Source organism: Pseudomonas cremoricolorata DSM 17059 = NBRC 16634 (assembly GCF_000425745.1).
Taxonomy (GTDB): Bacteria; Pseudomonadota; Gammaproteobacteria; order Pseudomonadales; family Pseudomonadaceae; genus Aquipseudomonas; species Aquipseudomonas cremoricolorata.
In genome coordinates, this window is sequence record NZ_AUEA01000018.1 from 1 (window position 1) to 12281 (window position 12281).

A 12281-nucleotide genomic window follows, 5' to 3' on the forward strand; every position below is an offset into this window, starting at 1 on the left:
TGGTCTCCGACGTGAGTGCCGAAACCGGCATGCGCGCGGCGTACCAGCAGTGGAAGAAGATGATGTCGGTGGAGGCGCAATGATGAACCTGCAACTGCTCAACGAAGTGACCGCCTTCATCTGGCAGGAAGGCGACATGCTCGACCACGGTGAATACACCCAATGGCTGAACCTGTGGGCCGAGAAAGGGACGTACATCATCCCCATCAACCCCAAGGAAACCGACTACGAGAACACCCTCAACTACGCCTACGACGACCACCACATGCGCGAGCTGCGCGTGCAGCGGCTGATCGGCGGCGAGTCGATTTCCACCAGCCCGCAGCCGCGCACCGTGCGCACGCTATCGCGCTTTCGCATCCTCGGTGAAGACGGCCAGACCCTCACCGTGCGCTGCGCGCAGAACGTGCGCGAGTTTCGCAAGGAAAGCCTCAAGCACTACAGCGCCGACCTGACCTACACGCTGCTGCGCAGCGAAAGCGGGCTGAAGATTCAGCGCAAGGTCATCAGCCTGATCAACAGCGACGATGCCCTGGCCGGCATTGGCTACATCCTCTGAGGACGCCGAAATGAAACAGATTGCACTGGTTACCGGCGCTGCCCAGGGTCTGGGCCTGCGCTTCTGCGGCCGGCTGCTGGCGGCAGGCTTCGACGTGGTGGTCAGCGACCGCGACCTCGACGCTGCGCAAGCGGCTGCCGCGCAGCTGCAAGGGCAGGGCGGCAATACCCTGGCGGTGAAGCTCGATGTCGCCAGCAAGGCTGATTTTGAAGCCGCGCTGGCCCAGGTGCTGGAGCGCTTCGGCGCCTTGCACGTGGTGGTCAACAACGCTGCCGTGACCAAGACCACACCGCTGATGCAGATCAGCCCGGAAGAATTCGACGCCGTGGTCGGCCTCAACCTGCGCAGCGTGTTCCTCGGGTGCCAGGTGTTCGGTGCGTATCTGGCCGAGGCCGGCTACGGGCGCATCATCAACATGGCCTCGCTGGCCGGGCAGAACGGCGGCACCGCCACCGGCGCTCACTACGCGGCGAGCAAGGGCGCCATCGTCACCCTGACCAAGGTTTTCGCCAAGGAGCTGGCCAGCCGCGGGGTGACGGTCAATGCCATCGCCCCCGGCCCGATCGACTCGCCTGCGGTGCGTGCCGCTGTGCCGGCCGAGCGCATGGCCGGGCTGCTCGGCAACATCCCCGTGCAGCGCCTGGGCGACGCCGATTTCCTTGGCGACCTGATCGTGCAACTGGCGCGCCCCGAAGCCTACTTCACCACCGGGGCGACCTGGGACGTGAACGGTGGGCTGTTCATGCGTTGACCACCGTGCGCCGGCTGCCTCGGCGCCCTAACGATTTACCGGACACCTGCCATGAATGAACAACTGTTGAACGTCGTCGTGCGCAAGCGCGACATCCAGGGGGTCGATGTCGTCGTGCTCGACCTGGAAAGCGCCGATGGCGCGCCCCTGCCGCGCTTCGATGCCGGTGCCCACGTGGACATCCACGTAGCCCCCGGCCTGGTGCGCCAGTATTCGCTGTGCAGCGACCCCAGCGATGTTCGCTGCTACCGCCTCGGCGTGCTCAAGGACCCGGCCTCGCGTGGCGGTTCACAGGCCGTGCACGAGGCCTTGCTGGAAGGCCGCGAAGTGCAGATCAGTGCGCCGCGCAATCTGTTTCCGCTGGCCGCCGATGCCCAGCGCAGCGTGCTTCTGGGTGGCGGTATCGGCATCACGCCGATGATCGCCATGGCCCACGTGCTGCATCAGCAGGGGGCCGCGTTCGAGCTGCACTACTGCGGCCGCTCGCGCTCGCGCAGTGCCTTTCTCGCCGAGCTGGCCCAAGCACCGTTCGCCAGCCGGGTGCTCACCCATTTCGACGATGAAGGGCTGGAGCAGCGCCTGGACCTGGCCAAGGTGCTCGGCCACGCCGCGCCGGGCACGCATATGTACACCTGCGGGCCGTCCGGCTTCATGGACTGGGTGATCGAGGGCGCACGCCAGCAGGGGTATGCCGAAGAGCATATCCACAAAGAGTATTTCCAGGTGGAGGTGGACAACAGTGGCGCCGGTTTCGAGGTGGTCGCCGCGCGCAGCAACAAGACCGTCCACGTCGCCGAAGGCCAGAGCATTCTCGACGCCCTGGCCGGGGTCGGCATCAAGATCGAAATCTCTTGCGAGCAGGGGGTGTGTGGCACCTGCCTGTGCGAGGTGCTCGAAGGCGAACCCGACCACCGGGACGTGTACCTGACCGAAGACGAAAAAGCCGCCAACGACCAGATTCTGGTGTGTTGCTCGCGGGCCAAATCCAACAAGCTCGTGCTGGATATTTGAGGAGAACGACCATGGTCGACACCACTCGCTTTCGCAATGCAATGGCCATGCTCGGTGGCGCCGTTTCCGTGATCACCACCGATGGCGAGGCCGGGCGCTTCGGCTTCACCGCCTCGGCGGTATGCAGCGTCACCGACTCACCGCCCACCTTGCTGGTGTGCATGAACCGCGCCTCGCATTCCAACGCCCAGTTCAAGGCCAATGGCGCCTTGTGCGTGAACGTGCTGGCCGGCACTCATCAGGAGCTGTCCGGGGCGTTCGCCAACCGCACCCTGAGCATGGACGAACGCTTCGCCAGCGCCGACTGGACGGTGCTGGAAAGTGGCGCGCCGGTGATGCTCGACGCCCTGGTGAACTTCGACTGCCGCATCGTGCAGGTGCATGAGGTGGGGTCGCACAGCATCTTCTACTGCGAAATTCAGGACATCCGCCAGGGCGGCGCCGACGATGGCCTGGTGTATTTCAACCGCGCCTACCACCGCATCTGCGAGACCTCCAAGGCCTGCTGAGCAGGCCCGGTTCAGAGCGTTTCGAGGTTATGGAAGACGGTTTCGAGCATGCGGTTGAGCCGCTGCACCTGAGCTTCGGTGAGGCCCTTGAAACTGCGCTGGAACAGCTCGTGGGTGACGTCCTGCATGCGCGCGATGGCTTGCAGGCCGGTGTCGGTGATGCGCACCTGCGTGACCCGGCCATCCTCGGCGCTCTGCGCGGTGTCGACCAGGCCGTCATCTTTCATGCGGTAGACGATCTTGGTGATGGTCGAGAGCTTGGCGATGGCGTGGGTGGAGATTTCCGAAATGCTCGACTCGCCGTTCTCGTTGAGGATCCACAGCACCCGCCAGCGCGGCACGTCGAGGTCGACCTTCTTCAGCAGGCGCTCCATGTTCTGGGTGTAGCGACCGTGCGCCCGAGCCAGCCAGTAGAAGGGGAAGTCCTCTTTGCGGAAGTCTTCGCTGGCCGGGTCGTGATGGCTGGGGCTCTTGCTCTTGCGGGTGGTCATGAGGGCTATACACATGTGCGGAAAGAGTGGCGACATGATAGACGTTTCGCGTCGGTCGAGCACCGCCTGGTTGCGCTGTCAGGCCCGTGATGACGCGTCCGCGTGGTTGAAGGGCGCAGGACTATTCAATTGACATTTCACGTATCTGGTACAACCTTGGTGCGGCGCTGCAGCAGCGCTTCGCGAGCCATAGAAGGATTACAACAATGACAATCATCATCCAGTCGCTGGCCCTGGGCGGCGACGGCCCCCGAGTCGCACTGAAAGACACCATCGACGTCGCCGGCACCCCGACTCAGGCCTCCAGCCGCGCCTTGCGCGACGCAGCGCCGGCCGAGCGGCATGCCGAAGTGGTCGAACACCTGCTGGCTGCCGGTGCGCGCCTGACTGCCAAGGTCGGCCTGCACGAGCTGGCCTTCGGCACCACCGGCATCAACCACTACACCGGAACGCCGCGCAACCCGCGATACCCCGAGCGCATTCCGGGAGGCTCATCGAGCGGCTCGGCCGCGGCGGTGGCCGCCGGGCTGGTGGACTTCAGCCTGGGCACCGACACCGGCGGCTCGATTCGCATCCCGGCCTGCTGCTGCGGGGTGTTTGGCTTCAAGCCCAGTTTTGGCCGGGTCAGCCGCGTCGGGGTGATGCCGGCGCAAAGCAGCCTGGACTGCGTCGGCCCGCTGGCCGCCAGCCTGCCGATGTTGATTCGCGCGATGGGCATGATCGACCCGACCTTCCAGCCGGCGCCCGTGCCGGATGCCGTGAGCATCGGCGTGGTCACGGTGCCTGCCGAAGCGGCGGTTGCCGATACCGTACAGGCGGCGCTCGAGGCCAGTGGCCTGAGCCTGGGTGAGGTGCAACTGGACGACTTCGTGTCTGCCTACGCGGCCGGCATGGTTGTGATCAACCGCGAAACCTTCGACGCCTGCGGCCACCTGCTGGCCGGTGACGGCGTCGGTGCCGACATTGCCGGACGTCTGGCTGCGGCCGGGGAAACCAGCGACCAGGCGCTGGCCGAGGCCGAGCAGGTGCGCCAGCGCTTCACCGCCCAGGTCGATCAGGCCCTGAGCCGCTTCGACGTGCTGGCGCTGCCGACCATGCCCGATTTCCCCCTGCGTGTGGCCGATGCCGCCGACACCCGCGCGGTGCTCGGCATGACCTCGCTGGTGCGGCCGTTCAACCTCTCGGGCCACCCGGCCCTGAGCGTGCCGCTGGGCAGTGCCTGCGGGCTGCCGGTGGGGCTGCAACTGATCGCCGCCAAGGGCGCCGACGCGCAGTTGCTGGCCGTCGCCGAACGCCTGTTGCTCAACCTGTGTGGCGCCCAGCGCCCGGAGGAGTTGGCATGAACGAGCTCGCAAGCGTGCAGGCGCGCCTGCAAGTGTTCGAAGACCAGCAGGCGATTCGCGTGTGCATCAACCGCTACATGACGCTTTGCGATGCGCTGGATGCCGACACCCCGCTGGACGAGCTGGCCGGGTTGTTCACCGTCGATGCCCGCTGGGAAGGCAAGGGCGCGCGCTATGCGTCGAGTTTTGGTGGCTATCAGGGCCGCGAGGCGATCCGCGCCATGTTCGCCACCTACATGAAGACCCCGGCGCACTTCGCCCTCAACGTGCATTTCCTCACCAGCGAAGTGATCGAGGTCGATGGCCAGCAGGGGCAGGGCAGTTGGGTGATGTTGCAGACCAGCAGCTTCGCCGACGGCGCGTCGCACCTCAACGCTGCGCGCTTGAGCGTGCGCTTCGCAGTCGAAGACGGGCAATGGCGCATCGCGCATTTCCAGACCGAAAACCTGTTCAGCCGGCCGACCCGGGCCTGGGACGACAGCGCGCCGCTGCCGGTGCCTGGGCAGCGCTGAAACGAGTTGCTGCACGCCTGTCGCCTGGCAGGCCTGACCAAATCCCCGGCAAGGTCGAACATGACCGCGCCGGGTGATCCCCGCACACTGATGCCGTGATGATGGCCACGCCTGGCGTGGTCATTGCCTGGATGCGGTGTGGCCGCCCGATGAGGGCGGCGCCGTTGCGTGTGAACCAACCACGATAATAAAAGCAGGATTCACGTATGAGCTCGATCAAGGCTAATCCGATTGACAAGGTCTCGGTGTACATCGCCGCTGGGCTGGTCTCCGGCGCAGGTGCACTGCTGTTGAATGTGTTGCCGCTGCTGTTCGGCGCGCTGGCGGAAAAGTTCGCCCTGGGCGAGAACCAGCTCGGTAACCTGGCATTGGCGATGAACCTGGGCTTCGGCCTGCTGGGTCTGGCCTCGTTGCTATGGGTGCGACGAGTGAGCTGGCGGGTGATCTCGGCGTTGTCGTCGCTGCTGGTGATCGCCATGGTGCTGTACGTGGTGCTGGAACCCTCGTTCGAAGCACTGTTTCTGGTCATGGCCTTGGCGGGGGCGGGCACCGGCGCGTTGTATGCGCTGGCGATGACCATCTTCGGTGACAGCTCGCAGCCAGAGCGGGCCTTCGGCTTCAAACTGGGCATCGAAACCGTGCCGGGGGCCTTGCTGCTGGTGCTGCTACCGGTGGCGGTGATGCCGGTGTGGGGCTTTCACGGCATGCTGCTGACCATCGCCCTGTCGATGCTGCTGATGGGCATCGTGCCGCTGGCCTGGGTGCCGGCGCGCAGCGAGCGGCCCGTGCAGGCAGCGGGATTTTCTGCCGAGGCGTATGCGCTGCGCCGGCCGATCGTCTGGTTGAGCCTGCTCTCGAGCCTGGTGTTCCTTACTGGGATCATGGCGGTCTGGGCGTTTCTGGAGCTGATCGGCAAGAAGACCGGCCTTGCCTCCGAGACCATCGGCACAGTGCTGGCGGTGGGCTTCATCATCAATGCCGGCGGCGGTTTCATCGCCTCGTCGATTGGCCTTAAGGCCGGTCGCTTCCTGCCGGTGGCAGCCATCGTTCTGGCCGAATGCGTGGGCCTGGTGATGCTCGGCCAGTTCGCCTCGCTGACCAGCTACGTGATCGGCGCGGTGCTGTTCCTGTTCTCCATCAGCTTCGTGCTGGCCTACACCTTCGGCATCATGGCCGAGTTCGATGTTTCGGGAAAACTCGTTGCCCTGGGCGCCTTGTGCCTGTCGGCCGGCGCGGCGTTCGGCCCGGCCATCAGCGGCCTGCTGATCGAGCGCTACGGCTACTCGGCGGCGCTGATGTTCTCGGCCGCCTGTTCAGTGCTGGCGCTGGCCGCCTATGGCGCGGCCGTGCTGCGTTCGCAGCACATCCTGCGCCGCGAGCAGCCGGGTGAAGGCGCAGTGCTGTCGCGGCTCTGACGGCTGTACCCCGGGCAGTTGGCCCGCTCCATGCTTGGCCCTTCTTGCGTCGGGTATTTGTTACCCAAAATCACGTGAAAAGCGCACTAATATGGGGCGTGCATCGGCGGAGGTAAGACATGAATGCTGCACCGTTGAACATCTGGAACGAGCGCGTGCACAGCGTCTGCGGGCGCTTCGAAACCCGCTATGACCATTGCCAGAGCCTGTTCATCGGTGAGCTGAACAAGGTCATGCTGGGCAGTACCGAAGTGGCTTACATCCGCAGCAACGCCAGCCTCATCGCCAAGTCGCGGCAGGCGGCGGGCGCCGAGGCCGACCCGTACTGTTTCCTTGTGTTACAGCAGCACGGCGAGATGGACATCGAACTTGGCGACCGCGTGGTGCAGCTGCGCGAGGGTGACCTGGCGCTGCTCGACTGCGCCACGTCGCTGAAAATGATGCCCAAGGGGCTGTTCGGCCATGTCTCGATTCACCTGCCCAAGGCGCGCTTGGCCGGCATTGGCCCGGAGCAGTTCGGCAAGCTCTCCAGCACCGGCGCCTGCGGCCAGTTGCTCAGTACGCTGGTGCGTCAGGTGGCGGGCGGCGAGCTTGGCCAGTGGGCCTGCAGCGAGGACGGCGCGGGCTTGCAGGATGCCTTGTTGGCTTTGCTCGGCTCGGTGTTGCAGTACCGCGCCAGCGAGCATTCCCCCGGCCTGCACCTGCACGAGGTGCAGGCGTTGATCCAGCAGCGCCTCGACTCCCTGCGCCTGAGCCCGGCGTCGCTGGCCGACGAGCTGGGCATCTCCAGCCGGCAGCTGTACCGGCTGTTCGAAGCGCGTGGCGACAGCGTCTGCCGCTACATCCTGCGCGAGCGTCTGCGCAAGGCCGCGCAAGACCTGCGCAACCCGGCCTGCATGCACCGCTCGATCACCGACATCGGCGCCACCTGGGGCTTCGCCGACTCGGCGCACTTTTCCAAAACCTTCAAGAAACAGATGGGCCTGACCCCGCGCGACTACCGCGCGGGCAGCCATTGAGCGACGCCGCGCGGGGTGTCAGGGGCATACAAGGCGCTGGCATTGGCAGACAAGACGCGTTGCGGTGAGCTGCCTACTCTGGCCGCTCATCCGGGGCCAGACTTCTCCCCGCACAGGACCTCTATGAGCCAAGTACCCCTGTTAGCCAGTGTCGACACTTTTCTGCGTGGCCCGTTGGGCAGCTTCGTCGACGGCCAGCCCGTCATTGAAGCCGAGCAACCGCTTCTGGCGGTGGTCGACCCGTCCAGCGGCGAGCCGCTGACCGAGCTGCGTGAAGCCAGCCCGGCGCTGGTCGACCAGGCCGTGCTGTCGGCACGCCGGGCCTTCGAGCACGCCTGGGGCAGCACCACGCCGTACCAGCGCGGCGTGCTGCTCAACCGCCTGGCCGACTTGATCGAGGCCAACGGCGAAGAGCTGGCGCAGCTCGAATCGCTCAGTTCCGGCAAGTCGATTCACCTGACCCGGCAACTGGAAGTGCCGCAGAGCGTGGCCTTCCTGCGTTACTTCGCCGGCTGGGCGAGCAAGATCACCGGGCAGACCATGACCCCTTCGCTGCCTTCGTTGCACGGCGAGCAGTATGCCGCCTTCACCCGCCGCGAGGCGGTCGGTGTGGTGGCCGGCATCACGCCGTGGAATTTCTCGCTGATGATCGGCATCTGGAAGATCGGCTCGGCGCTGACCTGCGGTTGCAGCGTGGTGATCAAGCCCAGCGAGTTCACCCCACTGTCGTTGCTGCGCCTGGCGCAACTGGCGATCGAGGCGGGCATCCCGCCGGGTACGCTGAACGTGGTCAATGGTCGCGGCGCGGTTGGGCAACAGCTGATCGCCCATCCGCAGGTGGCCAAAGTTTCGTTCACCGGTTCCGTGCCCACCGGAGTGGTCGTGGGCAAGGCGGCGTTCGACGCCAACCTGACTCGCGTCACCCTCGAGCTGGGTGGCAAGAACCCGGCGGCGTTCCTCGCCGATGTCGAGGTCGAGGCGGCAGTGCAGGGCATCGTGCAGACCGCTTACGTGCATCAGGGCCAGGTCTGCGCGGCGCCTGAGCGGTTGTACATTCACCGCAGCAAGGTCGAGGCGATCTGCGCAGGACTCGCCGAGCGCCTCGGGCAGATGCAGGTCGGGCCTGCGATGGATGAGCGCGCCCAGTTCGGGCCACTGGCCAACCAGGCCCATCACCGCAAGATCGTCGCCTTGCTCGACCAGGCCAGGGCCCGTGGACAAGTATTGTGCGGCGGCCATGGGCTGCCGGTGCCGGGCTATTTCGTCGAGCCGACCTTGCTGATCGCCCAGGGTGCGGATGACCCGTTCATGCGCGAAGAGACCTTCGGCCCGATCGTCTGCGTGCAGCCGTTCGATGACGAAGAAGAGCTGGTTCGGCTGATCAACGACTCGCCATTCGGCCTCGGTGCCAGCATCTGGACCAACGACCTGAGCAAGGCCATGCGCCTGATCCCGCGCATCGAGGCGGGCACGGTGTGGATCAACATGCACACCTTCCTCGACCCCGCAGTGCCGTTCGGCGGGGTCAAGGGTTCGGGGGTAGGGCGCGAGTTCGGTAGCGCCTTCATCGACGATTACACCGAACTGAAGTCGGTGATGATGCGCTTCTGATGGGGCGGCCAGCGCACGGCAACGGGGCATTCGGGAACGCTGCGCCGTCGCTGTCACCAAAAGTTGGCAACGGTGCGCGTGGCGTGTCCTACGCTGAGCTGATCGCGCGCACCCACCACCCTCGATATTTGCTCGCCAGAGGCTCTAGCAAGGGGCTGCCTGAAGGCCAGTGGCCATTATCGGCCGGGGTGCGCTGATGTGGCACGAATATGGCTACTGATTCACTGGAAAATTCTAATAATCGAGTACCTTGCCATGCACTGTTCAAGCGCCCATTTCGATGATGTCCACCTGCATGCCGGCGCCATTGTTGGCTGGCAGCAGACCTACGATCAGTTGAGCGAGGGACACCCGCACACCTTCCTGCGCCACGTCACGGGCGAGCGCTTCCAGCTCTTTCAGGAAACCCTCGATACCCGTGTGGTGCAGCGCGGCAAAGCGCCAGAGGGCCGTTTGTGCCTGGCCATCCCCCTGGGGCAGGAGCGCAGCGGCATGTTCCAGGGGCAGAACCTGGGCAGCGAACAGGTCGCGCTGTTGCGCGGCGGCGAGACATTTTTCGTCCAGGCCGAGGCGGGCATGCGCCTGCTGGCGATCACCGTCGACCTGGCGCGCTTTGCCCGCGTGGCTGCCTTCGAATTGAGCGACGAGCAGTTGCATCGCCTGGGCCACAGCACCCGGCTGCAAGTGCCTGCCGCGCAGTTACAGCAGGCGACCCAGCGCTTGCAGCGCCTGCTCGAGGTGCACGACCACCCGCTCGATGAGCGCTGGGTCGAGCAGCAGGTGCTGGAGGCCTTGCTCGATGTGCTGGGGCAGGCCGACGACATCAGCCGCCGGCGCAGCGGCAACAAGGCGGTGGGCTCGTACCTGGTGCGCCGTTGCCAGGAACTGGTGATGGCCCAGGCCGATGAGCCGCTGGGCATTCTTGAGCTGTGCGAGCAATTGAAGGTCAGCCGCCGCACCCTGCAAAGCGCCTTTCACGACGCCACCGGCATGCGTCCAGTGGAGTACCTGCGAGCGGTGCGCCTGAACGAAGCGCGGCGCCGCCTGCGCGACCGGCCGGCGCCGGACACCAGCGTCTCGCGGATCGCCAACGACCTGGGTTTCACCCACCTCAGCCATTTCGCAGTGCAGTACAAGCGCCTGTTCGGTGAGCGGCCATCGCACACCCTTGGCGCGGCGGTTGGGGCGCACTGATTCAAGGGTCGCCCGCCACGCCTGAAGCATAAGCGGGGCGTTGATCAACGCCCCTGCGTTATCGATTGACCTGCAAGTAACCCCTCTTACCCCTCGCCATGCACTGTTGCCGATTCGGGATAGCTGGTTATCGGCCCGCTCCTTATCATCGATCACAGTCCTTCAATAAGTCGCCTGGCGCGACCGATTGAAACGGGTCGTCAAAGAACAGGCCTTCATTCCATAACGGCCTTTCTATTTTCCGAAGTTCGGAGCCTGGCTGAGCATGAATCATAATACTAAGATCGACTTCATCTACTTGTCCGAACAGGACATGATCCGCGCCGGCGTTACCGACATGCTCGGCTGCGTCAATACCATGGAAGAGATGTTTGGCCTGTTGTACCACGGTGATTACCGCATGGCCGGGCCGAATAACGATTCCCACGGCGCGATGGTCATCTTCCCCGAGAATTCGCCATTTCCCAACATGCCCAAGCCCACCGCCGACCGGCGCATGATGGCCATGCCGGCGTACCTGGGCGGCAACTTCTGCACCGCCGGGGTGAAGTGGTATGGCTCGAACATCGCCAACCGCGAGAAAGGCCTGCCGCGCTCGATTCTGATGTTCACCCTCAATGACCCGGACACCGGCGCACCGCTGGCGCACATGTCGGCCAACCTGCTGTCGGCCTACCGCACCGGCGCCATTCCAGGGGTCGGCGCGCGGCACCTGGCGCGCAAGGACTCACGCGTCATCGGCCTGCTCGGCCCAGGGGTGATGGGCAAGACCACCGTGGCCGCGTTCATGGCCGTGTGCCCGAACATCGACACGCTGAAGATCAAGGGCCGTGGCGCGCACAACCTGAACAACTTCGTCGAGTGGGTCAAACAGACCTACCCGCAGATCACCACGGTGACGGTGGTCGACAGCATCGAGGCAGTGGTGCGCGATTCCGACCTGGTGACCTTCTGCAACTCGTGCGCCACCGGCGACGTCAGCCAGTACCCGATGATCGAACGTGCCTGGGTCAAGCCCGGCGCTTTCCTGGCCATGCCCGCCGCCACCAACATGGACGAGGGCATGGAGCAGGACGACGTGCGCAAGGTGGTCGACAACACCGGCCTGTACCAGGCCTGGCATGAAGAACTGCCCAAACCCGGCCACCAGCATGTGCCGCTGCTGGGGGTGCGTTTCCTCGACATGATCGATGAAGGCAAGTTGCGCCTCGAGCAAATCGAAGACCTCGGCAAGATCATTGCCGGTGAGGCGCCTGCGCGCACTAACGATGAAGAAATCATCGTGCTGTCGGTGGGCGGCATGCCGGTCGAAGATGTTGCCTGGGGCACCATCATTTATCGCAACGCCGTGGCGCAGAACATTGGCGTGAAGTTGAACTTGTGGGACGTACCGGCGCTGAGCTGAGTGCGACATTGATCAAGGAGTTATTTCGTGACTGACATCATCAAAGTTAAAACCGGTTCCAAGTACGAAGAGATGGGAAGTTACTCGCGACTGGTCGCGGTGGATAATTGGATTCATGTGTCCAATACCGCTGGCCGTGATCCGCAGACCAAGGAAATCTCCGACGACCTGATCGAGCAGACCCACCAGGTGTTCGCCAATATCGAGGCGGCACTGGCGGCAGTCGACGCCAGCCTGGCCGATGTGGTGTGTTCGCGGGTGTTCATCCAGAACCCGGCCGATGTGGCCCAGGTGATGGGCGTGGTCGGTGAGAAATTCCGTGGCATCGACCCGGCCAGCACGGTGACCTGCCCGCCGCTGGGTTCGACGGTGTACAAGGTCGAGCTGGAAGTCACCGCCTACCGCGGTGCCGGACGCGCCAACATCACCCGCATCAACCTGGGCCAGTAAGGCTGGCCCGG

13 protein-coding genes are annotated in these 12281 nt (G+C 64.8%); 12 read left to right on the top strand and 1 reads right to left on the bottom strand.

The features are described 5' to 3' along the window. The first annotated feature begins 82 nt into the window (after window positions 1-82). From H618_RS0118080 to H618_RS0118095, 4 genes are read left to right on the top strand one after another with little or no spacing between them, the layout of a single operon-like run. The gene (locus H618_RS0118080; RefSeq protein ID WP_028696406.1) at window positions 83-559 is read left to right on the top strand and encodes an aromatic-ring-hydroxylating dioxygenase subunit beta; all 477 of its coding nucleotides are present in this window, start codon (window positions 83-85) and stop codon (window positions 557-559) included. Between the two features lie 10 nt (window positions 560-569). Further along, entirely contained in the window at window positions 570-1310 is a 741-nt protein-coding gene (locus H618_RS0118085; protein WP_028696407.1) for an SDR family NAD(P)-dependent oxidoreductase, read from the top strand. Window positions 1311-1361: 51 nt separating this feature from the next. Further along, entirely contained in the window at window positions 1362-2321 is a 960-nt protein-coding gene (locus tag H618_RS0118090) for a PDR/VanB family oxidoreductase (RefSeq protein WP_028696408.1), read from the top strand. A gap of 11 nt (window positions 2322-2332) precedes the next feature. Continuing rightward, window positions 2333-2830 carry a flavin reductase gene (locus tag H618_RS0118095; RefSeq protein WP_028696409.1) on the top strand — a complete coding sequence of 166 codons (498 nt, stop codon included), beginning with the start codon at window positions 2333-2335 and terminating at the stop codon, window positions 2828-2830. Window positions 2831-2841: 11 nt separating this feature from the next. Here the strand turns inward: H618_RS0118095 and H618_RS0118100 are convergent, their stop codons facing one another. Further along, the gene (locus H618_RS0118100) at window positions 2842-3321 is read right to left on the bottom strand and encodes a MarR family winged helix-turn-helix transcriptional regulator (protein WP_028696410.1); all 480 of its coding nucleotides are present in this window, start codon (window positions 3319-3321) and stop codon (window positions 2842-2844) included. A 206-nt stretch (window positions 3322-3527) separates the two neighbouring features. Between H618_RS0118100 and H618_RS0118105 the strand changes: the two genes are divergently transcribed. From H618_RS0118105 to H618_RS0118140, 8 genes are all read left to right on the top strand, one after another. Continuing rightward, the gene (locus H618_RS0118105; protein WP_028696411.1) at window positions 3528-4664 is read left to right on the top strand and encodes an amidase; all 1137 of its coding nucleotides are present in this window, start codon (window positions 3528-3530) and stop codon (window positions 4662-4664) included. Beyond that, window positions 4661-5176: a nuclear transport factor 2 family protein gene (locus H618_RS0118110; protein WP_028696412.1), complete on the top strand. Its 516-nt coding sequence runs from the start codon at window positions 4661-4663 to the stop codon at window positions 5174-5176. The genes H618_RS0118105 and H618_RS0118110 overlap by 4 nt, the downstream gene beginning before the upstream one ends. A gap of 206 nt (window positions 5177-5382) precedes the next feature. Continuing rightward, entirely contained in the window at window positions 5383-6591 is a 1209-nt protein-coding gene (locus tag H618_RS0118115) for an MFS transporter (RefSeq protein WP_028696413.1), read from the top strand. A 119-nt stretch (window positions 6592-6710) separates the two neighbouring features. After that, window positions 6711-7610, top strand: a complete 900-nt coding sequence (feaR, locus tag H618_RS0118120) for a transcriptional regulator FeaR (RefSeq protein ID WP_028696414.1) — start codon at window positions 6711-6713, stop codon at window positions 7608-7610. Between the two features lie 123 nt (window positions 7611-7733). Beyond that, entirely contained in the window at window positions 7734-9221 is a 1488-nt protein-coding gene (locus H618_RS0118125) for an aldehyde dehydrogenase family protein (RefSeq protein WP_028696415.1), read from the top strand. A gap of 255 nt (window positions 9222-9476) precedes the next feature. Beyond that, window positions 9477-10415 (top strand): helix-turn-helix domain-containing protein, encoded by a 939-nt coding sequence (locus H618_RS0118130; RefSeq protein ID WP_028696416.1) that lies wholly within the window; start codon window positions 9477-9479, stop codon window positions 10413-10415. A 265-nt stretch (window positions 10416-10680) separates the two neighbouring features. Further along, complete coding sequence (locus H618_RS0118135; protein ID WP_028696417.1) at window positions 10681-11820, top strand: ornithine cyclodeaminase family protein; 1140 nt, start codon at window positions 10681-10683, stop codon at window positions 11818-11820. Between the two features lie 27 nt (window positions 11821-11847). After that, complete coding sequence (locus H618_RS0118140) at window positions 11848-12270, top strand: RidA family protein (protein WP_028696418.1); 423 nt, start codon at window positions 11848-11850, stop codon at window positions 12268-12270. The last annotated feature ends 11 nt before the right edge of the window (window positions 12271-12281 follow it).